Annotated in this window: 23 protein-coding genes; 12 read left to right on the forward strand and 11 right to left on the reverse strand. The window is 66.6% G+C overall.

The window, feature by feature from the left end:
* The 4 genes from asnB to ACI2K4_RS21985 all read left to right on the forward strand — a co-directional run bounded on the left by asnB (window position 1) and on the right by ACI2K4_RS21985 (window position 5,784).
* Window positions 1-1,911 carry an asparagine synthase (glutamine-hydrolyzing) gene (asnB, locus tag ACI2K4_RS21970; RefSeq protein ID WP_404513670.1) on the forward strand — a complete coding sequence of 637 codons (1,911 nt, stop codon included), beginning with the start codon at window positions 1-3 and terminating at the stop codon, window positions 1,909-1,911.
* Window positions 1,908-2,876: a TauD/TfdA dioxygenase family protein gene (locus tag ACI2K4_RS21975; protein ID WP_404513672.1), complete on the forward strand. Its 969-nt coding sequence runs from the start codon at window positions 1,908-1,910 to the stop codon at window positions 2,874-2,876. The genes asnB and ACI2K4_RS21975 overlap by 4 nt, the downstream gene beginning before the upstream one ends.
* 256 nt (window positions 2,877-3,132) lie before the next feature.
* Window positions 3,133-4,635: an IMP dehydrogenase gene (locus tag ACI2K4_RS21980; RefSeq protein WP_404513674.1), complete on the forward strand. Its 1,503-nt coding sequence runs from the start codon at window positions 3,133-3,135 to the stop codon at window positions 4,633-4,635.
* A gap of 210 nt (window positions 4,636-4,845) precedes the next feature.
* Complete coding sequence (locus tag ACI2K4_RS21985; RefSeq protein ID WP_404513676.1) at window positions 4,846-5,784, forward strand: RimK family alpha-L-glutamate ligase; 939 nt, start codon at window positions 4,846-4,848, stop codon at window positions 5,782-5,784.
* Window positions 5,785-5,922: 138 nt separating this feature from the next.
* Here the strand turns inward: ACI2K4_RS21985 and ACI2K4_RS21990 are convergent, their stop codons facing one another.
* The 3 genes from ACI2K4_RS21990 to ACI2K4_RS22000 form a co-directional block, all read right to left on the reverse strand.
* The gene (locus tag ACI2K4_RS21990) at window positions 5,923-6,462 is read right to left on the reverse strand and encodes a GNAT family N-acetyltransferase (protein ID WP_404513678.1); all 540 of its coding nucleotides are present in this window, start codon (window positions 6,460-6,462) and stop codon (window positions 5,923-5,925) included.
* On the reverse strand, window positions 6,443-7,882 hold the full coding sequence (locus ACI2K4_RS21995; RefSeq protein WP_404513680.1) for a helix-turn-helix domain-containing protein: 1,440 nt from the start codon (window positions 7,880-7,882) through the stop codon (window positions 6,443-6,445). Before ACI2K4_RS21995 ends, ACI2K4_RS21990 begins: the two co-directional genes overlap by 20 nt.
* A 324-nt stretch (window positions 7,883-8,206) precedes the next feature.
* Window positions 8,207-9,031 (reverse strand): diguanylate cyclase domain-containing protein, encoded by an 825-nt coding sequence (locus tag ACI2K4_RS22000; RefSeq protein WP_404513682.1) that lies wholly within the window; start codon window positions 9,029-9,031, stop codon window positions 8,207-8,209.
* 540 nt (window positions 9,032-9,571) lie between these two features.
* On the opposite strand from ACI2K4_RS22000, the gene ACI2K4_RS22005 reads away from it, so the two are divergent.
* Complete coding sequence (locus ACI2K4_RS22005; RefSeq protein ID WP_404513684.1) at window positions 9,572-10,483, forward strand: helix-turn-helix domain-containing protein; 912 nt, start codon at window positions 9,572-9,574, stop codon at window positions 10,481-10,483.
* The gene (locus tag ACI2K4_RS22010) at window positions 10,476-10,712 is read left to right on the forward strand and encodes a DUF397 domain-containing protein (RefSeq protein WP_404513686.1); all 237 of its coding nucleotides are present in this window, start codon (window positions 10,476-10,478) and stop codon (window positions 10,710-10,712) included. The genes ACI2K4_RS22005 and ACI2K4_RS22010 overlap by 8 nt, the downstream gene beginning before the upstream one ends.
* A gap of 315 nt (window positions 10,713-11,027) precedes the next feature.
* Here the strand turns inward: ACI2K4_RS22010 and ACI2K4_RS22015 are convergent, their stop codons facing one another.
* From ACI2K4_RS22015 to ACI2K4_RS22025, 3 genes are read right to left on the reverse strand one after another with little or no spacing between them, the layout of a single operon-like run.
* Window positions 11,028-12,467, reverse strand: coding sequence for an ASCH domain-containing protein (locus ACI2K4_RS22015; protein WP_404513688.1), 1,440 nt, complete (start codon window positions 12,465-12,467; stop codon window positions 11,028-11,030).
* Window positions 12,468-12,484: 17 nt separating this feature from the next.
* Entirely contained in the window at window positions 12,485-13,021 is a 537-nt protein-coding gene (locus ACI2K4_RS22020) for an AAA family ATPase (protein WP_404513690.1), read from the reverse strand.
* 25 nt (window positions 13,022-13,046) lie between these two features.
* On the reverse strand, window positions 13,047-14,024 hold the full coding sequence (locus ACI2K4_RS22025) for a hypothetical protein (RefSeq protein WP_404513692.1): 978 nt from the start codon (window positions 14,022-14,024) through the stop codon (window positions 13,047-13,049).
* Window positions 14,025-14,465: 441 nt separating this feature from the next.
* Here ACI2K4_RS22025 and ACI2K4_RS22030 point away from each other — a divergent pair, with 441 nt between their 5' ends.
* The gene (locus tag ACI2K4_RS22030) at window positions 14,466-14,894 is read left to right on the forward strand and encodes a hypothetical protein (protein ID WP_404513694.1); all 429 of its coding nucleotides are present in this window, start codon (window positions 14,466-14,468) and stop codon (window positions 14,892-14,894) included.
* Window positions 14,895-15,324: 430 nt separating this feature from the next.
* Here ACI2K4_RS22030 and ACI2K4_RS22035 read toward each other — a convergent pair whose 3' ends face one another.
* The 5 genes from ACI2K4_RS22035 to ACI2K4_RS22055 form a co-directional block, all read right to left on the reverse strand.
* On the reverse strand, window positions 15,325-16,398 hold the full coding sequence (locus ACI2K4_RS22035; RefSeq protein WP_404513696.1) for a M23 family metallopeptidase: 1,074 nt from the start codon (window positions 16,396-16,398) through the stop codon (window positions 15,325-15,327).
* Between the two features lie 151 nt (window positions 16,399-16,549).
* Window positions 16,550-17,143, reverse strand: coding sequence for a phosphoesterase PA-phosphatase (locus tag ACI2K4_RS22040; protein ID WP_404513698.1), 594 nt, complete (start codon window positions 17,141-17,143; stop codon window positions 16,550-16,552).
* A complete protein-coding gene (locus ACI2K4_RS22045; protein ID WP_404513700.1) occupies window positions 17,140-18,294 on the reverse strand; it encodes an MAB_1171c family putative transporter in 1,155 nt (384 codons plus the stop codon). The genes ACI2K4_RS22040 and ACI2K4_RS22045 overlap by 4 nt, the downstream gene beginning before the upstream one ends.
* Window positions 18,287-18,823, reverse strand: coding sequence for a hypothetical protein (locus tag ACI2K4_RS22050; RefSeq protein ID WP_404513702.1), 537 nt, complete (start codon window positions 18,821-18,823; stop codon window positions 18,287-18,289). The genes ACI2K4_RS22045 and ACI2K4_RS22050 overlap by 8 nt, the downstream gene beginning before the upstream one ends.
* 134 nt (window positions 18,824-18,957) lie before the next feature.
* Window positions 18,958-19,413: an XRE family transcriptional regulator gene (locus ACI2K4_RS22055; protein ID WP_404513704.1), complete on the reverse strand. Its 456-nt coding sequence runs from the start codon at window positions 19,411-19,413 to the stop codon at window positions 18,958-18,960.
* Between the two features lie 223 nt (window positions 19,414-19,636).
* Here ACI2K4_RS22055 and ACI2K4_RS22060 point away from each other — a divergent pair, with 223 nt between their 5' ends.
* The 5 genes from ACI2K4_RS22060 to ACI2K4_RS22080 all read left to right on the forward strand — a co-directional run bounded on the left by ACI2K4_RS22060 (window position 19,637) and on the right by ACI2K4_RS22080 (window position 25,263).
* On the forward strand, window positions 19,637-19,936 hold the full coding sequence (locus ACI2K4_RS22060; protein ID WP_404513706.1) for a hypothetical protein: 300 nt from the start codon (window positions 19,637-19,639) through the stop codon (window positions 19,934-19,936).
* A 12-nt stretch (window positions 19,937-19,948) separates the two neighbouring features.
* The gene (locus ACI2K4_RS22065; protein WP_404513708.1) at window positions 19,949-20,668 is read left to right on the forward strand and encodes a hypothetical protein; all 720 of its coding nucleotides are present in this window, start codon (window positions 19,949-19,951) and stop codon (window positions 20,666-20,668) included.
* Window positions 20,665-22,167, forward strand: a complete 1,503-nt coding sequence (locus ACI2K4_RS22070) for a hypothetical protein (RefSeq protein ID WP_404513710.1) — start codon at window positions 20,665-20,667, stop codon at window positions 22,165-22,167. The genes ACI2K4_RS22065 and ACI2K4_RS22070 overlap by 4 nt, the downstream gene beginning before the upstream one ends.
* Window positions 22,164-23,699, forward strand: coding sequence for an SCO6880 family protein (locus ACI2K4_RS22075; protein ID WP_404513712.1), 1,536 nt, complete (start codon window positions 22,164-22,166; stop codon window positions 23,697-23,699). Before ACI2K4_RS22070 ends, ACI2K4_RS22075 begins: the two co-directional genes overlap by 4 nt.
* Window positions 23,700-23,763: 64 nt before the next feature.
* A complete protein-coding gene (locus tag ACI2K4_RS22080; protein ID WP_404513714.1) occupies window positions 23,764-25,263 on the forward strand; it encodes a VirB4 family type IV secretion system protein in 1,500 nt (499 codons plus the stop codon).
* Window positions 25,264-25,284 lie beyond the last annotated feature (21 nt).

Here is a 25,284-nt window from a genome sequence, read left to right on the forward strand (position 1 = left end):
GTGTGCGGCATCGCGGGAGTCCTTCGGTTCGCCTCAGGCGGCGGCAGCGTGCCCGGCGTAGACGAGATTCGGGCGGTCACCGCCGCGCTGGCCCACCGCGGCCCGGACGGCGGAAATATCTGGCACCGACGCGCGATCACGCTCGGACACCGGCGGCTGAGCATCCTCGACCTCACCGAGCACGGCACGCAGCCGATGACCCGCGACCACCTGACGCTCGTCTACAACGGAGAGCTGTACAACTTCACCGACCTGCGCAGCCACCTACAACGCCGCCACCGCTTCCAGTCCGGCACCGACACCGAAGTCGTCCTGCGCGCGTGGCAGCAGTGGGGACCCGCCGCCCTCGACCGGTTCGACGGCATGTTCGCCTTCGCCCTCTGGGACGACCGCGCCCGGCAACTGCACCTCGTGCGGGACCGGCTCGGCGTCAAGCCGCTGTACTACCACCGCGGCAACGGGTTCCTCGCCTTCGCCTCCGAAATCGAAGCCCTCCTGCGCTGCCCCCAGGTACCACGCCGACCGGACCTGGACGCCTTCCACTCGCAACTGCTGTGCTCGTCCACGCTCCAGGTCGACCGGCAGCTCACCCTCGTCGACCAGGTACACGCCCTACCGCCCGCCACCCACCTCACCCTCGACCACGACGGATCCGAAGCCACCCACACGTACTGGCAGCTCCCCACCCAGACCACCGGACAACGTCCGGCCGACGCCCCGCCAGCGCCCACTGAACTGAACGCCCTGTTCCAGCGCAGTGTGACCAGCATGCTCGTGGCGGACGTCCCGGTCGCCGCCTTCCTCAGCGGCGGCCTGGACTCCAGCGCCATCACCGCCACAGCCGCCGCCACCGGCCCGCTCACCGCCATCACCCTCACCCTCACCCACACCACCGCAGGGTGCCGGCCGGCCAGCGACACCGCCAACGCCGACCTGCGTTTCAGCAAGCTGCTCGCCGCGCACACCGACCGGATCACCCACCGCATCGCCGCCCGCCCGAGCACGGTCACTCTCGACGACGTCGATGCGGTCTGCGACCTCGCGGCGATCGGCGACGACGTACGGCACGTCAGCATCGCGCACAACTACCGGATGGTCCGAAACCTCGGATTCAAGGTCGTGCTCAACGGACAAGGCGCCGACGAAACCATGGCCGGCTACGTCAGCCTGCCCACCTTCGTTAACCACATCCTCGACCTACGCCAGCCGTCCACCGCCACCATCACCTCACTGCCCGGCTCCCGGGAGACCATCGGACTGACCCCCGAAGTCCTCGCCCACCGCGCACGGATGCACGAGCGTGTTCTCGACTTCCACGCCGGACTACCCGGCACCCCGCTGGAACGCGCTCATCGGCTGCTCGTGCACACCCAGCTCAACCGGGTCGTGCAGTTCGAGGACCACCTCAGCATGCGCTCCGGGGTGGAGAGCCGGGTGCCGTTCCTCGACCACCACCTCGTCGAGTGGTGCTTCACGCTGCCCTTCGAACACCACGTCGACCGCCACACCCGGCAAGGCAAAGCGATCCTGCGCGCCGCGCTCGCCGGGATGCTCCCGGCCGCGCTGCTGGCACGGCCGAAGCAGGTCTTCCCCCACCCTGAACCGGCCACGCTGCATCGGAGTCTCGCCGCGCTCGTTCGCCTCCACGCCGCCGAGCTGCACGCCGACCCGCTCGTCAACCACCTCTTCACCCTGCCGCCCGGCAGCAGACTGTCCGCCCTCCCGACCAAGACGCTCTGGCTGCTACTGACCACCTGGAGATGGCACCACATACTCCAACGCCCCCGCCCCCGCCCCGCCAGCCAGCAGCCGACAACGAGCGAAGCTACCGACCCCGACCTCAACTCCCACGGCACTTCAGCCCGCCGCGTACCCGCACCCAGGGGCGCCGATGAAAGGACCCAACGGTGACGACGCAGACCCTCCCCGACCAGATCACCGTCCAACGGATCGCCGGCCACATCGGCGCCGAGATCCAGGGCGTCGACCTTTCCCAGCCGCTGAACGACGACGTCATCTCGACCATCCGCGCGGCACTGCTCGCCCACAAGGTGATCTTCTTCCGCGACCAGCAACTGACCCACGCAGAACACATCGCCCTCGCCCGCCGGTTCGGCGAGCTCACACGCCGTCCCGGGGCCAAGCACGGCGTCCACCCCAAGGGCTTCCCGCAGATCCTCACCATCGACCCCGACGCCGAAGACGCGCGGTACGGGCGCGACTTCGAGGAGCGGTACCGCCAGAAGTGGACCTCCTACACCGCGGGCTGGCACACCGACCTCACCCCCGCGGTGAACCCGCCGGCCGCCTCGATCCTGCGCGCCGAAACGGTCCCACCCTTCGGGGGAGACACCCAGTGGACCAACCTCGTCGCGGCGTACAACGGCCTCTCCGAGCCGATGCGCAACCTCGTCGACGGACTCCGGGCCGAGCACACCTTCTTCGCCGGCTGCCAGATGCACCCCGCCGACCCCGAGGACATCGCGATCCGCAAGATGAACCGCGACGACCCGCAAGTCTCACTCCACCCCGTGGTCCGGGTCCACCCCGAGACCGGCGAGCGGGCACTGTTCGTCCACCCGGCCTCCGTCAGCCGGATTCCCGACCTCAGCCCCGCCGAGAGCGCCAAGCTCCTCGACCTGCTCTTCGCCCAGATCATCCGCCCCGAGTACACCGTGCGGTTCACCTGGCGACCCGGCAGCGTCGCCATGTGGGACAACCGCGCGACCGCCCACCTCGCCGCCACCGACCTGTCCCACCTCGACGTACGGCGAACGATGTACCGGGTGACCATCCTCGGCGACCGCCCCACCGGTCCCGACGGATTCACCTCCGAGATCATCGCCGGCGAACCACTCGCCGCGTTCGAGGATTGAGCCCAGCAGCGCCGGCCCGCCCGACCCACGAGCAACTGAGGGACCGCCGTCAACGAGCCAGTCGGCTGCCCCAAGCATTCCCCGGCGGGCCGGCGTTGCTGGGCCGAACCGCGGCCCGACCCAAGCCCTGGCGAGATCCGCCCTGATACGGCAGGCGGCTGCGGCAACACCCACAGGAATCAGCGGTCCAACAGGCACCGACTGATAACCTGCCGCAACCGCCAAACGCACATAGCTCGCGGAACAAGGAGATCGCGTGAAAATCCTCGACGAAACTTCCCGGACGCTCAACGAATATCTGCTCGTCCCCAACCTCACCACCGAGGACTGCACACCCGGGAATGTCGACCTCAGCGCACCGCTGGTACGGCACCGCCTCGGCGAACAGTCGCCGATCCGGATCGCAGTCCCCCTGGTCAGTGCCATCATGGGAGCGGTCTCCTCGCCCCGCATGACGATCTCGCTCGCGCAGTGCGGAGGGCTCGGCTTCATCCATCACAACCAACCAATCACCGCCCAGGCGGAGATGGTCAGCAACGTCAAGCAACACAAGGCCGGATTCCGGCACAGCGACATCAACATCAAACCAACCGCGACGCTCGGCGAGGTCGCCGGACTTCTACAGGCAGCAGAGCGCGACATCGCCGCAGTCACCGACGACGGCACGCCTCATGGAACCTTCCTCGGGCTAATCTCCACCCGCGACTTTCACCCCAAGCGCCACGACCTCAACGACTCTGTCGAATCGCGCATGCAGCCCGCCAAGTCCCTCGTCGTGGCCGACCCGTCGATCTCACTCTCCCAAGCCAACGCGATGATCTGGGACAACCGCATCGACGTTCTTCCCGTGGTCGCCGACAGTGGGAGACTTGAGTCAATCGTCCTGCGTCGCGACTACGAACTCCATAAGACTTTCCAAAACGAAACGATCGACAGCGACAAGCGGTTTCGAGTCGGAGCAGGCGTCAATACCCACGACTACAAGGAACGCATCCCGGCCCTCGTTCGGGCCGGAGTCGACGTCCTGTGCATCGATTCATCTGACGGATACTCCGTCTGGCAGCGCAACACGCTCCAATACGTCAAGGGCGAATTCGGAGATCAAGCCCGTATCGGAGCCGGCAACGTCGTCGATGGACGAGCCTTCCGCTACCTCGCCGACGCGGGAGCCGATTTCATCAAAGTCGGGATCGGCGGCGGCTCCATCTGCATCACCCGAGACCAAAAAGGAATCGGCCGCGGCCAGGCGTCGGCGCTGATAGACGTCGTGGCCGAGCGTGACGCCTACGCCAAGGAAACCGGCGTCTACATCCCAATCTGTTGCGATGGCGGGCTGCTGAGCGACTACCACATGGCGATCGCGTTCGCGCTGGGCACAGATTTCATCATGCTTGGCCGCTACTTCGCCCGCTTCACAGAGAGCCCTTCAAAGCTGGTTCGCGTCAACGGCCAGCTCTATAAGGAGTACTGGGGCGAAGGCTCTCAGCGGGCCCGAAACTGGTCCCGCTACGACCAGGGCGGCGAGCAGCAGCTCGTCTTCGAGGAAGGCGTCGACGGCTACGTGCCCTACGCGGGCAGCATGTACGACACCGTCAGAATGACCATCGCCAAGCTCAAAGCAACAATGATCAGCTGCGGCTCGACGACGCTGAGCAGCTTCCACGAGAACGCTGTGCTCGTTCCCGTCTCGCATCAGAGCTACCTACAGAACACGTCCGAAATCCAACTCCGTGACCGTCCGAGCGACGCAGAACGGTAAACGCTACGATCGCGGTTGCCAGGGCCGGCTATTGCAGCCGGTCCGGGCGCAGTACCCTACGGCCCCAAGCGCTCGTCCCCGCACATAATCGCTTAGGCTAGGGAAATACGGCCAGGGTCGCCCAGACCACAAGGAGCGATCCGAAGCCTCTTGGCGATGGAAACGGTGCTGTCCCGGTGAATGGGGCTTAAGTAGACCCAGGAGCACAAGATGGCTGGAACACCTCTTCTCACTATGGTATATCGACCGGACGACTTCGCACCAATGTATCTACGTGACGCGACTGAAGAACTATTGTCTGTGTCCAGCGATGCAGCAGAACGGGCTGGGTTCCGGTTCCGAATCCTGCCCGCCGGCGAACTGTTACCGGCCAGCGCCAGCCGTCCCCAATTATGGCATCAGGGCGAGGACCTTTTGCAAACGCGGCAATTTTTTCAAGTTGACGACTTCAGCTGGGACCCCCAAACAGGACACCATCTCAAGGCCGTGCGCCGCGTCGTGCAGGCAAGCGATTCCATCCTGCTAAATCAATCGTTCAGAGGCGCCGAGCACCTCGCGACAGACAAGCTCGCCATCGTCCAGTACGCTACTCGGATGGGACTGCATACTCCTGCCACTGTAGCAATCCCATTTGGCCGATATGCGCGCATGGTGTTGCCTCTAGTCGAGCAACAAATCGGATCGGGTCCCTATGTCGTCAAACCCAGAGAGATGGGCATGGGCTTTGGTGTTGTCAGGGTGGATGGTATTCAACCACTATCCTCCACGATCGACGTCGTAGGGCAGACAGGGATGGGCTACATCGTTCAACCATTCCTGGCGAACGCTGGTGACCTCCGCGTTTATGTCATCGAAGGAAGGGTTATCGCAACCCAGCACCGTGTCCCGAAGGCAGGAATGTACCTAGCCAATGTCAGCCAGGGTGCTACGAGCGCGCCAGATTTGCGAGACCCTGAGGCTGACAGGTTGAGTCTCCAAATCGCGGAAAGCCTCGGCGCCGCTTGTTTACAGGTGGACTGGCTACTCACCGAGCAGGGCCCCGTGTTGAACGAGTGGAGCACTGGCTTCGGCGGTTTCTCCGCCTTACCCGAACCGCAGCGTACGCGGGTGAGCGATGCGTTGTTCGGCTGGGCTCGAAGGCTTTACTGATCGATAGGCGCATTAGACAGGGGATAGCGAGTCGCGGTCTCCCAGGTGGCTTTCCAGAGGAGTTCGCCGTTCCACCCCCACGATGGACGATTCCATTTGCCCAGGGCTTGGAGGGTGGTCCTCGGGTTGCCCCGATGGTCAGGCACTTTTTGGAAGCGGAAGGACCAGTGCGTCCAAGAGGGGAGAATCGGGAGTATGGCGGGCAGTCCCTACCTGATGCCACCCCCAGCGCTGATACATCTGCCGAGCATGAGCCGTGGGCATTGCCGTGAGTACGGCGTACGCCTCGTTGCGTCCGGCGAGCAGACGGTCGTGCATCTGGTGTCCGATTCCTAAGCCTCGCCATTCCTTCAGAAGAACAAGCTCAATCACCGCGAACTTTTCAGCATGCAAGATGTGCTCAGGCGGGTCGGATGCCTCGCCGGACCACCATCGTCCGGCAGCGAAGGGCAATCCGAACGAAAATCCAAGAACCTTCTCGCCCCTGCGGGCCACAACGAAGGAGAAGCCTGGGTGAGTTGCCTGTCGACGGGTGCGATCCGCGAACGCGTCGGCAGACCACAGGCTCCCGGAGTTGTACGGCGGTTCGGCATAGACCGCAAGATAGATGCTGGTCAACTCCGCGAGGCGTAGAACAACAGTGGAGCTGTCCCACGTTTCAAGCTCGAACGGTCCCACGCGTACTCCCTATCAGTAGCGTTGACGTCTGGGCCGCCTGCACCCGCTCTCGAAGCTCGATTGCCTCGCCGCGCTGGCGCTGGGACTGCGGTACTGCGTGTAGTACCTGGCGAGCGACCGCCAGAACAAATTGTTGGCGCTGATCCACCCCAAGGTAATCAAGCGTCGCACTCGCATGACGAAGCCCATCGCTGAGACTGCCATCCCGAATTAGGCATCTGGCTCGGTGCAGCTCGATCTGACAACGACCAATCCGTCGGGCCTGGGGGTAGAGACGCAGGGCTAGCTCCTGAGCGCGGTAAGCAGCGTCGGTCTTTCCCGCCATCGAGTACACAAAGGACTCGGCATGGCGAAGCCGCTGTTCAGGCCAGCCATAGATCGAGTCCTGCTCGCCGGAGACCGACGACGGCAAGTGTTCGAACGTCAGTCGCAGCGAGTCCAGGGTCTTCTGCGCATCACGAGTACGTCCCAGGAGCGCGAGCGCCTGAGCCTGTCCACCTAACAGCTCGGCCTTCCCGGCACTCGGCGCGGTCTCATCAGCGAGAGCCAAGGCCCGGTTGGCAAGGTCGAGCAGCACCGGCAACGGCCGTTGCTGGTAGCTACCCAGTGTGATCTCGTGGCCAGCAACCCATTGCTGCACCGCTGCGTCCGTCGACTCTTCCGCCCGATAACGAGCGAGGCGCCATAGATGACGAGCCTCGCGGGCGAATCCAAGGTCGGTACATGCCATAGCCGTCAGGCCGGCGAGCTGCGCCGCCACGGCTGCCAGTGGCTTCGCCGTGCCAGGCGAGGTCTGTCGGTGTAGCTCTTCCTGCACGGCAGCGAGGTCGGCGGCGAGGTCGGCAACGAGGTATCGCCGCGGGGTCGTGACATAGGCATATCCGTACTCCCAGGCCGCTTCCTGCCAGCGGTCAACGCCTGCCAGCCCTCGTCCTACGTCCTCGCTTACAGGGCCGAAACCTGTGGCTACGCTGCCGACCGTGCCGGCAAGCGCGATCAGGACCGTTCGCCGCAGCATCTCGTTAGTGTCACCGCCCTGGACGGGGTTGTCGACCGGACGACGGGCGCCCCCTCGGAGTAGCTCGGCTGAGCCGGCTGCGGTGGCGGCTGACCGCGCCCGCATAGCAGCAGCGTCCGACACCGCGCGACGCACTACCTCCCTTGCCTGGTCGCGCTTCAGATCATCGACGTGGTCAAAGGCTTTCATGAGCTCTCCACCTGCGTGAAGATCAACGTCAGCCGCTTCCCAGAACTTGCGCGAAGACCGGCTCCGTCCTGTCTCAAGGTTGGCGATGGTGCTGCGCGAGTACCCGAGGGAGCGGCCCAGCTTTTCTTGGGTTTTTCCTGACGCCTTCCGCCATGTAACGAGGAGTCGGCCAAGGTCCTTATGTGCCTGTGCTACCTGCTCGGCGGTAATCATCGCCACTCCAACCAGGTCAGCCCGTGATCGTCTGTCGTCACCTCGGGCGATGGCAGGCGATCTCCGTCGGCGCGCTCGGAGCCAAGATCATTACCCAGCGCAGGTTGGAGGTCCACGCTCATAGCGATGCCGCCAGGGGTCATGCGGGCGCCGACCTGCAACCAAATGGTCCTCAACATCTGACCGCCGGGACATCTGCCGAAGTTGAGTCGTCCGATGTCGTGTCTACCCTGCGAGTAGGTGACCCTGCCAATGATCTCTTGCCCCGAGTGCAGGCTTGGGCCGAGAGTGGTCGCAGGCATCTTCACCTCTCAACTGTCACTGCTACCCGATCTGTCGTTGACTACGCTGCCTCGGTATCTTGACCGGGAGTGCCTCTCCAGTCCCATCCGGCAAGGAGCCGGAACGAAACACCGTTGAGGCCAGCGCTTTGTGCTGCTCTGTCTCACTGTTATCGAGCGTCGGGGTCCATCGAGCCACCCGTCCCGGAAGCTCCTTCGCGCGATACATCGCGGCGTCCGCCCGGCGGTGCGTCTCATCAAAGGATGCCGGCTGATCGATGTGTGCCACCCCCACCGACGCCATGACCTGCAAGAGGAATGTGCGGATTTCCATCGGCACAGCTATCGCTCGGACAACCTCCTTAGCGACTGCCTCGAAGCGCTGCCACCCCGTAGGCTGACCGATGACTACCCCAGCGAACTCGTCGCCGCCGATTCGAGCGATGATCAGGCCCTCGACTGCCGCGAGTCGCTGTGCGACGGTAGACAGGACGGCATCGCCGATGTCGTGCCCGAAAAGGTCGTTCACCTGCTTGAAGTCATCGACGTCGACCATGAGGTAGGCCCCCACCTTGTCCCACCCCAGGCCAACGAGATGATCAAGAAAACCGGCACGGTTTAGAAGACCGGTGAGGGGATCATGCGCCGCCTCCCACCGCGCGGCCAGAACGTCCTCCTCAAGCTGTGCGATCCTGTTCCGGAGGTGAAGGTTCTCCGCTGCACGAACCTCTTCTTCGAGACGTGCTACCCGCTCCCGCAGGTCGGCGTTCTCCCTCCGAAGCTGGTTGTTTGGAGTCTCATCCTCTGAGGGATGCGGTGGACCTGAGCAACTGATGGGGCTGCCGAGGTCGAGAGCTACCCCTCCCATCGGGCCACCTCCCAGCCCTCGTGGTGTGGGCGGGTGGAGCCGAGCGCCGGGCACCTGTCGAGCCGCAGCCACGTGGAGCCGTACGACCGCACCCATTGTGCAGCGGGATGCTGGCTCGCTCCGGGCGGCAAAGCCGATCTGTAGCTCGACGGCTCCAGGAGCGGGCGACAGTTGACAGGACCAGTCATAGGTTCTCCTCCCGGACAACACGACCGACTGAAGGGGCGACGGCAGCCTGGCACAGAGCCGAACCTGTCCGTCCTTACTGCTCACTGGCGCCTTGCACCGTTCGGTCTGACGCACCGGAGAACGTCACGGCGTGCCCCCTGCGATGACCTCCCTGGTCCGAGTCAACCATCGCATCGACAGAACTGCAACATTCAAAATTTAGCTACACATCCTGATCTTCGTTGGCCCAGACGATGCGTCCGTTGCCCGTCGCTACGCTCCGTTGCGGATCTGCTGATGCGAGTGTTAAATCTCTACTGAACATGCCCGAGAAGGGCGCAACGTGCGCCAGCAAGGAGGGAACCTCCGACCGTGGCTGTTGACGACGACCCCAGCGCAGCCGTAGCTCGGCGGAAGCTGGGCAGGGAACTCCGGGCCCTTCGCCTGGCAGCGCAGACCGAGGACGGTCAGAAGATCACAGCCGAGCATGCTGCCAAGTACATGGAGCGTGCCCGCCCAACCCTTTATCGCATCGAGGAGGGGCTTCCTGGCGTCAGCATCAAGAACCATGACATCACGGCGCTGGCAGAGCTTTACAAGGTCGACGAGGCGACGAAGGCGGACCTACTGGCGCTCGCCGCCGCGACCCGGGTTAAGGGCTGGTTCGCGCGGTTCTCCGATGTACTACCACCAGGCTTCGACATGTACGTCGGTCTTGAGACTGCTGCGGCATCTGTTTGGGCGTACGAGGGCGAGCGCGTACATGGCCTGTTGCAGACCGAGGAATACGCCCGGGAGATCCTCCGCATTCCTGCTGCGGATGCCCCCGTGCCGGACGATGTCGAGATCGAGAGGCGGGTCGCGGTCCGGATGCGACGACAGGAGATCTTGACTCGGGCCGACCCACCGGCGGTGCGGTTAACGTGGGTGCTCGGCGAGGCCGTACTGCACCGGCCTATCGGCGGACCCGCGGTCATGGCGCATCAGTTACGGACGATCAACGAAGTGGCCGAACTTCCCAACGTGACAGTCCGAGTAATTCCCTTCAACGCCGGATTGCACTACGGAATCGACACCGGACCGTTCGCTATTCTGCGATTCCCGGATAACGCGGAGCCACCGACGGCGTACATGGACAACTTCACCGGTCATCTACTGACCCACAAGGCGTCCGACATAAGCCGATTTGACGCCGCACGCGACGCCATCCAAAATTGTGCCCTGGACGAAAAGTCGTCCAGAGAACTGATACACCGTGCAGCAAAGGAGCCATTTGGTGCTTGACAAATACGACGCCCTGACGCCGGAGGTGCTGGCAGGTGCGCATTTCCGCAAGGCGCTCAGATCGGACAGCTCGGGGTCGTGTGTCGAGGTAGCGAAGAACCTCCGTAGCTCGCACAACGTGATCGTTACGCGCGACAGCAAGGACGCGGACGGCCCAGTATTGGCCTTCGGTCCTCAGGCATGGATCGGGTTCCTCCTCGGGGTACGCAGGGGCGAGTTCGACGCCTGATGCGCGACGGAGACCCTGAACCTTGGTCCCTGGGTGCCTTTAACCGAGATGTGCGGCGGTAGGCGAGGGCTCAGCTGACCAACATCCGGGTCTATTTTTCGGGCCCGGCTTCACCATAGGGCCCGACATCTTCGACGGCGTGGCCGGTCATCGGCGTTTCGCGCTGACGGCCTCGCCGCCGAAGATTTACGGGCCGGCTGACCTGCGGACACAGGGTGGTGCTACCAGGTACGCTGTTTGGAGCCACAGTCACCCGCGGTGTCTGTGCAGGTCACACCTTCCCCGGTCCCGGGCGCCGCCCAAACTGGTCGGTGGTCAGGTGGGGATCAGCTCGATCTCGATGGCGAGCACGCCGAGGGCTTCCTTCTCCGGGCCGTAGATGCGGCGGATGTTGGCGAGTTGCTGGTGGCGGGGGCTGTCGGGATTGACCTTGGCTGGGCCTTCGGTGTCGAGCATCTGCTCGAAGGACTCGTACCGAGACACCCGTTTGACCTTGGTGAGGGCTTCGTCGCGGCCGCACACGAACCGGATGTGCTGTCCGGGGGCGAGGTTGCGCAGGTTCGGGTATTGGACGCGGACCTCGATGGTCTTGCGGCCGGCGGCGAGCAGGTCGAAGTAGCGGCGGTAGAGGTTCATCTCCCTGGCCCTCGGCGGGGCTTCGGTGACTGGGTGGGCGGTCATGATCCGATTCAGCTCCTGGGTGGTGTAGCTGCGGTAGAAGTGCTTCGGGTCGGACAAGAATTTCGATACCAGCCACACGAGGGTGTCGACGTAGTCGTCGATGCCGCCGGTCCACGCGGTGCTGTCGAGCATCCACGGCTGGGTACCGGGCGGGAGGGCGACGCGGCCCTCGCGGATGAGGCTCTTGGAGAGTTTCGCGCCGGTGTCGGTGAGCACCATCGGGGTGAAGATCCGTGGCGGGGCGAGCAGGCCGCCGAGTTGCTGGTGGGCCTCGTCGACGAGTTGGCAGCCGTATGCCCAGTCGCCGCCCTTGACCATCACCGACAGGGTGACCGGGTCGCGGGCCAGGACGCGTTCCTTCACGAGGTTGCGATAAAGGGTGGCCAGGTCAAGGTAGCCGCCGCCGTCGGCGGCGACGTTCACCTTGTAGGCGCCGTGGTCGGTGCAGACGGCGGCGAACGTGGCATCCATCCGTCGGTGCATGGCCACCTTGGTCCGTTCGGCGCGTTTCTCCGCCCACCCGCATTGTGGGCACGGGACCCGGATGTGGACCACCCCGTGCGACGGGGCGAGGGGCCACCGTATGGTGTCGAGCCGATCCAGGGTATGTAGGAACTCGGCCCTGAACGCGGGTTGTTCCTGCTGCTCGGTGTACGTTTCGATTTCGTAGTCGACGCCGGTCGCGTCGGCCAGGGAGTCGAAGAATGCGCGGTAGTACCGCTCGATCACCTCACCGATCTGGGTCTTGCCGAGCGCGTGGAAGTATGTCTGCTGGTACGAGTGCAGGGTTTCCGGGTCGAGGCGGATGTCGTGCGGGGCGTTGTCCAGGGCGCCGAAGCGGACGATCGCGTCGATGTTGAAGGTGCGACGGATCGCCTTGGCGAGCAGGAACGCCGCGGTCTGCACCAGACTGGTGCCCAGGTGCGGAGCCCCGTTGATCTGCGTACCCACCACCAGTGCGACCCGTTCGGGGCGGGTGGCCTGCAGGCGGGGGCGGACCATGTCGACGGCGCGGAGCATGGCGTTGGCGGTGACGTTGTTCGGGCTGACGAGGTCGAATCCGGGGGTGGTCACAGCGTGGTCCTCCAGCTCTACGGGGCGGGCACGTTGGCGAGGATGAAGTTGACCCGCGCTGCGGCGTCGTTGGCGGGGACGAAGATCGGCGAGTATCCGGCGTCGTAATACCCCTGGATGATCAATTGGTGGACGCGGACGATCTCGCGTTCCTTGGCCCAGACCAGATCGTCTTCGCTGTTGAAGTCGTCCAAGGGGTCGAGGATGAAGACCCCGTCGTATCGGAACTTCTCTGTGGCCTCCCGCAGCTCGGGGTACGGCTCCAGGCCGAACGCACGGTCCCAGCCGTCCCCGTCGGGGATGCCCCGGTTGTAGAAGTGCAGCCCGTCGATGTGCGCCCCATATTCGGCGATGAACGCCTGCAACACCTCCCGGGAGTAGGCGCGGCGGTCGCTGACCTCCAGGTGCCGGCCGAGGCGTTCCCGGTGCGCGCGGTAGATCTCCCGCGCCGGCTCGCCCTCGGTGATGGGCAGCCCGCGTTCGGCCATCTCGGCGAACACGGCTTCCTTGCCGGCGGACGGCCCGCCGGTGATTACGTACCGCTGTGCCGTCACGATGCGCTCCTCGACATGATTTCCCCTATTTCTTCCTGATCGGATCGGTCCCGAGGTCGGCAGCGAGGCCGGTGGCACTACCAGGGTTGAACCCGGTCAGGGCCTCGCACCATCCGGCTGTGATCTCGCCTGGGACAGCGGCGAGGAACGCCAGCTCGGTACCGGCACCGTCGGCAGCTCCCGCCAGCGCGGCCCGCTGGGTCGGGTCAAGTCGCGGGGTCCACCCGGCGAGGTCGACCAAGCCCTCCGGGGGCAGGCCGGTGTCGGCGTGCAGCAGCACCTCGCCGTACGCCGCCCGGTACCGTCCGGTCAAGGCCAGCAGCTCCGCGTATCTCCGCAGGGCGGTGCACGCGGCGGCGACCAGCGCCGCCGGCTCGCCCCGCATGCTGCGCGCCCGGGCCAGGCCGAGCAGTTCCGCACGCAGCAGGTAGACGCCGCTCCAGAGTCGCGACAGCAGCTCGGCGTGCTCGGCCGCTTCCCACGCGAACGGGTCCGCGGGCACCCGCGGCCGTGCCGAGGGCCGGGCCAGCGGCGGCGCGACCGCACGGGTCAGCGCGTACTCGTCGCTGTCGCGGCGCAGCGCCCACGCCAGCACAATGAGCAGCCGGGGTTCGATCCGCTTGCGAAAGTGATGGACCTCGTGCCCGCACGCGGCCGCCGCGATCTCCCGCCGCTGGGTCAGCGTCGTACCACTCATCCCGGGCGGCAGCCCGAACATCGCTCGGGCCGCGTCGGTCAACGACTCGTCGTCGAAGCGGGCCAGGCACCAGCGCAGCAGACCGTCGAACGCGGCCAACCGCGACGCGCGGTCATCCGGCTGCGTCGCCCGCGCCCGCACACCCGGCAGGTCGAGCAGCACATCGTCCACGAGACCAGGGGCCAGCGGCAGGCCGTACCGCACCAGCTTGCGCAACGCAGCGGTCAGCGCCTCGGCCCTGTCATCGGTCGGGTCGGCGGAGTCGGGGGTGAGCATCAGGGTGATCTCCTCGGTCGAGCTCATCACCCAGTCAACCAGAGATGCCCAGAAAATGCCCACACATTGCGCCCAGAAAATGCCCAGTCGCGCCGGGTGGGATGCACCTGGCGCGCTTGTCCTCGGGGCGTACCCGACTGCAGACACGTCGCTCGCGGTCCAATCCCAAGGTCACCAGGTCGGGGCGCAAGGCTGGGCGGGGCGCAGCGGGAACCGCCCGGAGGGTCGAGCACGTCGCATTCCGAGCAGAGCACTACCGTGGGTAAGGAAGACGTCACCGAAAGGTTGCGGATGCGCATACCCTCACGACTCGTCGCCACCATCGCCGCGATGCTGCTGCCGGCCCTGACAATGGGATGCGGACAGCCTGGCACCAGCGCCCCGCGGCAAGAAGCCGTGTCCTCGCCGTGTGCAACGTATCCGCCCCCTGGGCCGGTCACCCCCGGCCAGTCGTACTGGCCGGACCAGGATGTGCTCGATGAGTACGCGCAGGCGGCACAGCGGATTGGCCAGGAACACCCTGCCGCGTACGCCGGACTGGAGGTCCACCTCGACCGGGTCGTGGTGTGGGTCCATCGCAAGCCGGCGTCACCGCTCGACGACGCCCTACGGCAGGCGATCCCACCGGGACATCTTTGCCTGCGAGACGCCCGGTACAGCGCGGTCGAACTGGACACCTGGCTTCACGAGGTGCGGGCCGATATCAACTACTGGGCGACCCGGCAGATCGTTATCAACACCGTGGGTACCCAACCGGGCCGGGACTGCGTCGAGATCGGCGTCGACCACCCGGACACCGACGGCCCCACCCTGACCGCCCACTACCAGGCAACCATCCCAGTCTGCGTCGAACTGGGCGGCGCCCTGATCCCACTGGTGGCCCCGTCGCCCACGACCTGACTCAGCCCCGCAGCACACCGGGGGAGGTTGCACCGGTGATGGTGGTCTGCGGCGCAACTCGGTCGGGCCAGACGGGAGGCCCCCTCGTTGCGGCCGAACTCGGTTATCAACTCGGCGACGGTTGCGCCATGCTCGGCCCACAGGGCCAGACGCCGATCGTCTTCGGGCTCCGCTTGTGTCGCCAAGTGACAAGTCGAGTGCGATGAGACAGTGCAAGATTCATTGAGAACCTACAGGTGTGTAGGTTCTCGCCAGAAATGTCGGCGGCTGGTTCGTCGACCTGGGCCTGATCGACGGCGTCTCATCGATCTGTCGTTTCCTTCGAGTGGGGCGCGTTGGCAGCGGTCGCCGGGGCTCTGACCAGGCGGGCGACATCTGCGGCGACATTTCGATGAGAAACCGACAGATGTAATGAGGACCTACAGGCGGCTCACCCAAGGTCGACTCCGTGGGCGCGCATGAAGGCGAACGGTTCGGTGGCGTTGGTGCTGGTGGGTGGGGTGCTGGTGTGGGTTTCGAAGTGTAGGTGGGGTCCGGTGGAGTTGCCGCTGGTGCCGACGATGCCGATTTGTTGGCCGGTGGTGACGGGTTGGCCTTTGGTGACGAATGGTTGTCGGAGCATGTGGCAGTAGCGGGTGGAGGTGTTGTCGGGGTGTTGGATTTCGACGTACCAGCCGCATCCGGGGGTGTTGATGGATCCGTCGATGTCGCAGTTTGGGCTGTTGCAGGTGGCGGTGATGACGATGCCGGCGTTGGCGGCGTAGATGGGGGTGCCTTTCGGGGCGGCGACGTCGACGCCGTCGTGGTCTGGTCGGTCGGGCGTACGGAAGCCGCTGGTGAAGGTGCCGTTGACGGGTTTGATCCAGCCTGAGGCGGAGGGGGATCCGGGGGCGGTGCAGGTGAGGGTGCCGTCGGTGATGGCGTTGACGATGGCCGTGGCGAGGGGTTCGTGTTTGGCGTAGGCGTCGGGGAAGGCGCTGACTTGTACGCGTTGGGCGACGACGGCGAGGGGCATGGTTTCCCAGCCGTCGATGGTGCGCATCTTGGAGAAGAATTTGGTGGCGGAGATGGTGGGGGTCATGAGCTCCTGCACCGTTCCCCAGCCGCCTTCGCCGTCTGGTGGGAGGGGTCGTTGTTGGAACAGTCCGACGCTGTCGTGGTCCGAGCCAACGCCTTCGTGCGGCAGGGTGAGTGACCTGGGCACGTTCGAGTTGGCCATGTTCTTGAGGTAGGACTCCTGCAGCGCGGTGGCGATGCCGATGACCGCAGCCCGCGCCGGCAGTTTCATCTGCGCCGACGTGTCGTAGATGGTCTTGGCGTTGATCAGGGCGGTCGGGGTGAGCGCTTTGAGGGCGGTCTGCGCTTCGCTTCCCTCCGTGACGGCGGGGAGGCAGCCGGTTGTGGATGCGACGGGGTCGAGGGCGCCGCTGCCGGTCGCGGAGACGGCGATGGCGAGCGCGAGCGCTACGGGGGCGAGGGGTGCGAGCGCGAGCAGGCGCCTCATCGTGCCTGCTGGGGGTGTGGGGGCATTGCGCGTTACCTCGGGGATCAACCATCAGGGGTGTACGCGATTGCTGGCGGCAAGGCGTGCGGCCGAGGGTAGCCCCTGACGAAGCGGGACTGTCAACTATTGTTAACGGATGTTTCCCGGATGGTCACCTCAGTGAGGTGAACAGCAGTCCGGCGATCAGGGCGCCGAGAACGCCACCGGCGACGATCTGGGCTCGGGTGTGGTCGTGTAGCGCGACGCGGGACCAGGCGACGGCTATGACGACCAGGGTGAGGATCAGGATCGCGATGAGGGGTAGTTGGCTGGCGAGCATGGTGGTCGCTCCGGCGGAGACGGCCGTGTGGACGCTGATTTTCCAGCGTGGGGTGATGGCGGTCAGGACGGCGAGGGTGGTGAACATGGCGACGGTGAGCGCGACGACGGACGTGGGCGCCCCACCGAGGAGCATGATCGCGATGCCGATGGCGACCGAGGTGAGGATGAGGGCCATCACGATGAGGCGGGTGCGGATGACGCCGAGGTGCCGGTCGGCCCATCGTCCGGCGTGCACGCCGCGTTTGATGATCAGGACGGGGATGATCGCGGCGAACAGCGCGCTGAGTGCTCCCCAGCCGAGGCCGGGCCACCGGTCGGCGGTCCAGCCGGTGATGAGGCTGACGGCGATGATCCACGTTTTGGGGTCGAGCCAGTCGGTGAGTAGGCGGGCGGTGCGGGATTCGGTGGCGGTGACCGTGGTCATCGGGCGGCCTCTTGTGTGGCGAGCAGGTCGGCGAGGGTGTCGTTGACGGCGGGGGTGTCCCAGAGGCGGGCGAGGTCGAGCAGCCAGGCGAGTCCGCTGGCTGGGTCGGCGGACAGCGGTGGTGAGGTGTTCTGGATGACGCCCGACTGCCGTGTGTTCTGTTGCCAGGTGGCGCGGAGCACAAGGGCGTAGGTGGCGGTGTCGAGGTCGTCGCCGACGAGTCCGCGCCCGGCGAGTCGGGTGCGGGCGAGGGGAGCGAGGTGTGGGGCGGCGTTGCGGTGCAGCACGTGGATGGCGTCGTAGAGCTCGACGGTGTGTCGGGCCAGCCGGTCGCGGGGAGTGAGGCCGGGCGGGTCGAGGCGGCGGTTGGCCGGGACGAGCGCCTGCCACAGCGGTTGCAGGGCGCGCAGGTGACGGCGGGCGCGGAGGCTGGCGCGGGTGGCGGGGATACCGGCGGTGCTGAGACCTATCGCGATGAACAGGATGGCGAGGTATTTGATGTCGTCGGACAGGTCGACGTAGAACGTGTCGCCCCGGGCCGGTGGGCCGTGGACGAGGCGGGCGCCGAAGTAGGCGAGGCGGTAGAGGCTGTATCCGGTGCCGATGGCGCAGCCGATGGTGAGCACGAGTTGCCCGGCGCGGACGACCCGGTGGCGGCTGGCGGTGTGGCCGTGGTGGAACAGCCGGGTGGACAGGGCCATCGCCAGGCCGAGGTAGGTCGTCCAGATCAGGATGTACCAGGTGGCGAGGGGGTGTCCGCCGGCGCGGTCGGCGAAGTCGGCGGAGTCGTCGCGGGGCATCGCCCAGAACAGGACGGTCATGGACACGGTCGTGACGACCAGTCCGGCCAGGGGCAGGCCGTGCCGGCGGATCCGGGTAGTGGTGCCGAGGACGGCGAGGTCGAACAGCGCGGCCACGGCGACCAGCCCACTAACGTGCTTGATTAGCACCCCCGCGCCGTGGACCCCGGTGAGCTGGTCGATGTCGTGGGCGATGACATCGACGCGGGCGGTCATCGACAGCGCCAGGGCGGTGATCGCCACGAACAGCGCGCGGTGGGCCGGGCCGGCGCGCACCGTGTGCACACGGGCGGCGGAGGCCAGCCACAGGACGGCGACGACGACGAGTTCGGAACTCGAGATCTCAGACATCGTCGAGCGACAGGGCGGACGTGACCCGGTCGATAGCCGAGGGAACGGCACCGGGGGTCCGGGCGGCCCGGTCGATGATGACGGTGGCCATCATCTCCGCTTCGCGTTCCTGCTCGGTGCTGAAGTCGTGCCGGCCGAGCATGGCCCGTACGACGCTCATGTCCAGGTCAGGTAGCAGGATCTCGCCGAGGTCGACGTCGGATGCCTCGTGGTTCCACAGCATGTGTCCGACCTCGTGGGCGGTGATGTGGTCCTGCTCCCACGGGCTGCGTGTCGGGTCGACGAAGATCAGGTCCTGGGTCGTGGTGTGTACCCATACGCCGGAGTGCTGGTCTGCTCGTACGGGTACGGGCAGGTCCCGTACCTCGACGGGGCGCCCGCGGTGGCGGGAGACGACGGCGGCCAGGGAGTGCCGGTCGAACGGCGACGGCACCACGATTCCGTTGTCGTCGAGGAGACGTTCGCACCGGCGCCGTAGGTCGCGTGGGCGGGGTTCGGTGTTGTGCTGTGGGGTGCGTGGTCGGCGCACAGCTTCTCCCCGCGTCGCATGGGTAAGCCCGGCGACAGAAAGCCACCGGGCTGGAATATCCGCATTCGGGAGAGTAGCGAGGAAATGTGAGTACCGACCAGGGGGAAAGCGCAGGTCAGAGGCACATCTCACAATCAGGCCGACGGCTCCACCGGGTCGTCCGTGATCTCCGGCAGCCCTTCCAGGCGCCGGAAGTAGCGCAGCTGAGCCTTGATCGGATCCAGGGCTTCGGCGGACAGCCCAGCGGCCAACCGGGCGAGTTCACGCACCCCGTGATCGCGCAGCTCGGTGACGATCGCCAACTGCGCGTCGACGCGATCGGCGATGACGCCGTCGGCGAAGTACTCCACCGGGACGCCGAACAGGCGGGCGATCCAGATCAGCTTGTCCAGGCTCGGGGTCGCGCGCTTGCTGGTGCGGATCTGCTGCAGATACACCGAGGACACGGCCCGGTGACCGGCGAGTTCCGCGATCTTCGCGGCGGCCTCGCGGTAGCTGTAGGGGCGGCCGAGTGCGGCGGGATAGACCGTCCGGAAGAGGTGGTCCAAGCGCGCCGCGACGAAGTTTGGCCCGTCATTGTCGGTGGTCATCCCAGTGGTTGGCCTCTCGACTGTTGACGTTCCAACCCAGGATGCGTTGTTCGCGATCGTTGGCGCAACTCCTTCGCCTATGAGCCATGTCACTCCGCTGGAGACTATCGCGCCGGGGTGGGGGACCGCTTACAGTTCCCCCGCTGTTCGTGATTGTTGTCTTCCCTGGGTTGACCAGGGAAGACGCCAGCGGCGACACCCCTGCTCGCGAGGAGAACTCCCCATGCATCACCTTGCCTCCGCGTTGTCCGTGTTCGCGGACGTGCCCAATCCGGCCCCCGCCGACCCGACTGGTGGCAGCAACGGAGTCTCGCTGCTGCTGTCCTACGTCAAGTGGGGCGCGTTGATCGCCTGCGCCATCGCGGCTCTCGCCTCCGGCGGTCTGATGGCCGCCGGCAAGCTCTCTAACCGCCCCGACACGGCCGAGAAGGGCAAGAGCGCCTTCATCTGGTCGCTAGCCGGCGTGATCGCTACCGCGATCGCGATTCCCCTGGTCAACACCGTCTTCGGTGCGGCCGGCTAACCACCAGCGCTTATGAGCACCTTCCTGGATGAGACCCCCCGCCGACGGCGCGTAACGGTGATCGTCTCCGTGGCGATCGCCGTGGCCGCAGCGGCCGTGCTGATCACCTGGACGCTTTCCCGCTCCGCCGGTGACCCACCGAGGGGCAGTGCGGCGTCGGCGTCCCCGGCTCCGCCGTCCCCGGTCCAGCAGGTTCCCGCAGGCCCGTTACAACTCGTCAAGGGTAAGCGGACCGTGGAGGGGATATCGGTCGGTTATCCCCACACCATGCAGGGTGCGGCGATAGCGGGCGCGGAGTACCTAACCCAGATCCTGTCTACCCTCGACCCGCAGCGGGGCCGGCAGATCGCCTCGGTGATCGCGGACCCGTCGTTCGACGGCGCCGAGGACGAGATGGCGCAAGGGCGACTCAATATCCGCCGTTCCTTGGGCCTGCCGACCACCGGCCCGGTCCCGTCGGGTGCGTCGATCACCTTTGGGCCCGCCGCCTACCAACTGCGTGACGCCTCACCGGACACCGTGACGGTGGTGATCCTGGCCTATCTGACCACCAACTCCGGTGGTCAGGTCACGCCAACGCTCGGGGCGTACCCGATCGAACTGCATTGGGACGGCACCGACTGGAAAGCCCTCAGGCCCGGGGCGAGCAGGTTTGCCGACTACGCCAGCCTGGTCGCGCAGCCCAACACCGCTGATGCCGCCGCTCGGGGATGGCAGGTGCTTACCCCATGATTGCCGTGGTCGCCGCGTGCGACCCCATCCACGGGGACTCCAGCGGCTGCAACCCCGGGGACATCATCGGCGGTGTCATCGGTGGTGTCGCGGGCAACGCCTGGGAGTCGGTCTGCAAGTCGTTCGCCGACGCCGCGACGTCGCTGCTGAAGACGTTCGCGGACGCGTTCGTGGCCTTTCCGAACATCGACCTGATGAGCATCGACGGGCCGTACGCGATCTCGAAGTGGCTCGCGATGGGGATCGCCGCGCTGCTGCTGCTGATCCAGATCATCCGAACCGCGGTCACCCAGGACGGTTCCGCCCTGGCCCAAGGGTTGGTCGGCACCGGCAAAGCGGTGCTGGCGTTCCTGGCCACGATGCTCGTCGCGAACGCGGCACTGATCGCCTCGGACGAGATCACCAAAGGCATCGTCGACAGATCCCTCGGCGGCAACGACGGACTGAAGGCCAAGCTGACCGTTCTGTTCCAGCTCACCAGCGTCAACGGCACCTCCGCCTCGCTGATGCTGATACTGGCCCTGGTCGGGATCGCGCTCACGCTGGTGCTGTGGTTCGAGATGCTGCTGCGCAACGCCGCGATCGCGGTGCTGCTGGCGACCTCGCCGATCGCGGCGGTCGGGCAGATCTCGGAGACGACGAAGAGTTGGTGGTCGAAGCTCTGCGCGGCGACGATCCAGCTGATCATCCTCAAGCCCGTGATCGCGATGGTGTTCGCGATCGGATTCGGTATCTTCGGTGACCCGACCGACCCCACCCGGGCCAAGGACCTCACCACCCTCCTGACCGGCATGCTGGTCCTCCTCCTCGCGGTCGTGGCGTGGCCGGTCATCGCCCGCTTCTTCACCTTCGCCACCGTGCAGGCCGCCGCCGGCGGAGGCATGGCCGGTCTACTCGGCTTCGCGGCCGGTCGCACCAACAGCGGCGGCGGATCCCCCGTCGGGGTGAACCCGGCCCAGTTCAGCCAGGCCACCGAGGCCCGCACCATGGCCGCCGCCGGCACCGAGACCGGCGCGGCCGGCGCCACCGGAGCGACGGGAGCCGGGGCAACCGGCGCCGCCGCGACCGGGGGGTCCGCTGCGGCCGGCGCCGGAGCGGCTGGGGCTGCCGGGGCGTTGGGAGCGGTCGCCCTACCGATCGCGTTCGCCGCCGCTGGTATCGACATGGCCCAACGCGCCGTGAACTCCCTCGCCGGGCGAATGGAGCAGACCGCCGGGCACGCCGGAATCCACGGCGCGAACCCGCACGCCAGACCCGCCGGCTACCCGCAGTACGGGGGAAGTTGGACCGGCGCCGCCACTGGCGGTGGTTCCAGCGGCGATACGCAGCCGGCGCCGCCGGTACAACCCGACCGCAGTAGCTCCGTGGCCACTCCCGAGGTCCCATGGGCGGGGTCGATGCCGGAATCCCGCACCGAACCGGTGGCGCCGGATCCCGGGCCGCCGCCGGTTCCTCATCAGCCCACGTACACCAGCCCGATTGAGGAGGTCGGCAAGTGAGCACCAACTCCGACCACAGCACCCGCACCTACTTCGGGTGGCAGCACGAGAAGGTCGCGTTCCTGTTCGGGATGACCCTTCAACGCGTCGTGATGGTCGCCGCGGCGGTCCTCGCCGCGATCTGGCCGCTCGCGTCGGCGCGGATGCAGGCCGGCGTGGTCCTCTGGCCCGTCGCCGCGATCCTCACGGCGTTGGCGTTCCTCCGTCTCGGCGGGCGAACCGTCGACGAGTGGGTCCTCGCCTTCACCTCATACCACGTTGGTAGGTCCCGCACCCGCCACCGTTTCCTGTCCGCGGCCTTCGCACCGGATGCCACGGCGGACAAGACCGCGCCGAAGCCGATGGACCTGCCCGGCCTCCTCGCCCCGATCAAAATCATGGAAGGGCGGGGGCCGACCGGTGCACCCTTGGCGGTGGCGTACCACCGCCTGGACCGGACTTACACCGCGGTCGCCCGGGTACGGTACTCCGGCATCAGCCTGGTCGACTCCAGCCGCCGCGACCAACGCGTCGCGAGCTGGGGCGCCCTGTTGGCCGGGTTGTGCACCGAGGGGAACCCGATCACCCGTGTGCAGGCGTTGCAGCGGATCGTGCCGGAGTCCGGTGCCGCGCTGCGTCGCTGGCACGCCGACCACGTCGCCGACGGGGCACCACGGCAGGCGGTCGAGGTCACCTCGGGTCTACTGGCCGGCGCCACCCTCTCGACCAGCGGCCGGGAGGCGTATCTCGCGTTCACCATGGACGAGCGCCGCGCCTCCGGGGCGATCAAAGGCGCCGGTGGCGGAAGCGCCGCCGCCGCCGGAATCCTCACCCGGCACCTTCGCGCCCTGGGCGCGTCGATCGCCGGAGCGGATCTGCAAATCGAGTCGTGGCTCGGCCCGCGTGATCTCGCCGAGGTGATCCGGACCGCCTATGACCCGCACTCGGGTCGGCACCTGGCCGAACGCCGCGCCAACGCCAGCGCCGTGAACGCCGACGGCCTGGCAGCCGGCGTCGACCCGGCGGTCGCTGGCCCGGCGGCGGCGGAAAGCAAACCGCACGCCTACGCCCACGACGGCGCCCATTCCGTGACGTACTGGATTCACGACTGGCCGCGTAACCAGGTGTACGCCACCGTCCTCGCACCACTGCTCGGCGAGGGCGTGCACCGCCGATCGTTCTCCATGCACATCGAACCCCTCGGGCCTCGGGAGGCGTCGCGGAAGGTGATGGGGGAGCGGACCAAACGTTCCGTCGCCGTGGGGATGCGCCAACGGACCAAGCAGATCGTGCCTGAGCACGAACGCCAGGCACTCGTTCGCGCGGAGGCGCAGGACGCCGAACTCGCCGCCGGCCACGGACTGGTCCGCTTCACCGGTTACGTGACGTTGACCGTCACCGACGCCGACCAGCTCGAAGACGCCTGCCTGGCGCTGGAAGCCGACGCCGCCGCGGCCCGGATCGAAATCCGCCGCATGTGGTACGCCCACGATGTCGGCTTCGTCATGGGCGCCCTCCCGCTCGGCTTCGGACTACCGAAGAAGAGGTGGTAACCCGCCATGAACACCACATCCCGCAGTGCTCCCACACCGCACCAGGCGCAGGGAGGTGAGGTGGATGCCGTTGCGGCGTAAGCGAGGCAACGACCTGCCCGTCGTGGACCTGGCCGACGTGCTCGGACAGCTGCCCACCCCGACCACGATCCGGATACCGGAAGCGGCACCGGAGCGGGTCCGGCCAGAGCCGACGCCACCGCGACGCGGCTGGGCCCGCCCGTTCGCCGGCCGCGCCGCCCGCGCACCGCAGGTCCCGGTCTTCCGCAGTTCCACCGGCCAGATGCAGGGCCTCTACCCCTGGCTGTACGGACAGACGATGCCCCCGACCGGCACCTACATCGGCATCGACACCCAATCCGGCGGCAGCTTCTCCTGCCACCCCATCGAATGGCTGCGACTCGGACTGATCACCAACCCCAACTTCCTGATCACCGGTGTCCCCGGGTCGGGTAAGTCGGCCACAATCAAGCTGCTCTGCTACCGGCTGATGGCGTACGGGGTCAAAGCCTTCGTCCTGGGCGACATCAAGAACGAGTACGCCACCCTCGCCCGGCACCTCGGCGTCGAACCGATGGAACTCGGTCCCGGCCTCGGCAACCGCCTCAACCCCCTCGACAGCGGACCCCTGGGACGTAACCTGCCCGCCGACCCCGAACAGCTACGCGAGCGCCTCGACGAGATCCACCGCCGCCGCATCACTTTGTTGTCCTCGCTGCTGGTTATGCGCCTCGGCCGTGCCCTGTCACCGACCGAGGAAGCGGCCCTGTCGTTGGCGATCAAACACGCCTCCGGCGAGGCGACCGGTCACAGCGATCTGACCGATCCGACCATTCCCGCCGTCTGGGCACTGCTCCGCGATCCGCTGCCGGAGATGGCGACGGAACTGCGTATCCGCGGTGACGACACCGCGGAGCTGCGGGAGATGATTCGGCCCACCGCCGACGCACTCGGCAACATGATCCACGGCTCCCTCAGTGGCCTGTTCGACGGACCCACCACGGTCAACCTGGACTTCGACGCGCCGATCCAGACCGTTGACCTGTCTCGGATCGACGGGCGCGGTGACGAAACCGTGGCGATGACCCTCGCCTGTGTGTCGTCGTGGGGGCAGGCGGCGATTGACGAACCGGGCGGCCCGGTACGCATGGTCATCCGCGACGAACTCTGGCGGGCCATGCGCGTCCCCGCGATGATCCGCAAGGTCGACTCCGACCTGCGACTGTCCCGCGCGCAGGGCACCCTGCAGATGCTCAGTACCCACCGGCTGGCCGACTTCGAAGCCGTCGGCGCCGCCGGCAGCGAAGAAGTCATGATTGCCAGCAATTTGATCGCCTCCTGCGACGTGCGGGTCTGTCTGCGCCAGGACACCGCCCCGTTGGCCATGACGAAGGAGCAGATCGGGCTCACCGACACCGAATGCGCCCACATCGCCTCATGGTCCGGCGAACACGTCGGCCGGGCCCTGTGGAAGGTCGGACGGCAGCCCAGCCAGATCGTGCAAACGATCCTCACCGCCCAAGAGCGGCAGCTGTTCTACACCAACGAGCGGATGGCGGTGTAGTCGGATGGGATGGGCGGAGAC

The sequence above is a fragment of the Micromonospora sp. NPDC050397 genome (assembly GCF_044901685.1).
Classification (GTDB): Bacteria; Actinomycetota; Actinomycetes; order Mycobacteriales; family Micromonosporaceae; genus Micromonospora_G.

Excerpts from the sequence above, each read along its gene's own strand:
- ACI2K4_RS22070 (WP_404513710.1), top strand. The coding sequence starts at position 20,665 with ATGATTGCCGTGGTCGCCGCGTGCGACCCCATCCACGGGGACTCCAGC.
- ACI2K4_RS22045 (WP_404513700.1), bottom strand. The coding sequence starts at position 18,294 with ATGTCTGAGATCTCGAGTTCCGAACTCGTCGTCGTCGCCGTCCTGTGG.
- ACI2K4_RS22000 (WP_404513682.1), bottom strand. The coding sequence starts at position 9,031 with ATGGGAGGGGTAGCTCTCGACCTCGGCAGCCCCATCAGTTGCTCAGGT.
- ACI2K4_RS22035 (WP_404513696.1), bottom strand. The coding sequence starts at position 16,398 with ATGAGGCGCCTGCTCGCGCTCGCACCCCTCGCCCCCGTAGCGCTCGCG.
- ACI2K4_RS22080 (WP_404513714.1), top strand. The coding sequence starts at position 23,764 with ATGCCGTTGCGGCGTAAGCGAGGCAACGACCTGCCCGTCGTGGACCTG.
- ACI2K4_RS21995 (WP_404513680.1), bottom strand. The coding sequence starts at position 7,882 with ATGATTACCGCCGAGCAGGTAGCACAGGCACATAAGGACCTTGGCCGA.
- ACI2K4_RS22040 (WP_404513698.1), bottom strand. The coding sequence starts at position 17,143 with ATGACCACGGTCACCGCCACCGAATCCCGCACCGCCCGCCTACTCACC.
- ACI2K4_RS21985 (WP_404513676.1), top strand. The coding sequence starts at position 4,846 with ATGGCTGGAACACCTCTTCTCACTATGGTATATCGACCGGACGACTTC.
- ACI2K4_RS22055 (WP_404513704.1), bottom strand. The coding sequence starts at position 19,413 with ATGACCACCGACAATGACGGGCCAAACTTCGTCGCGGCGCGCTTGGAC.
- ACI2K4_RS22060 (WP_404513706.1), top strand. The coding sequence starts at position 19,637 with ATGCATCACCTTGCCTCCGCGTTGTCCGTGTTCGCGGACGTGCCCAAT.
- ACI2K4_RS22065 (WP_404513708.1), top strand. The coding sequence starts at position 19,949 with ATGAGCACCTTCCTGGATGAGACCCCCCGCCGACGGCGCGTAACGGTG.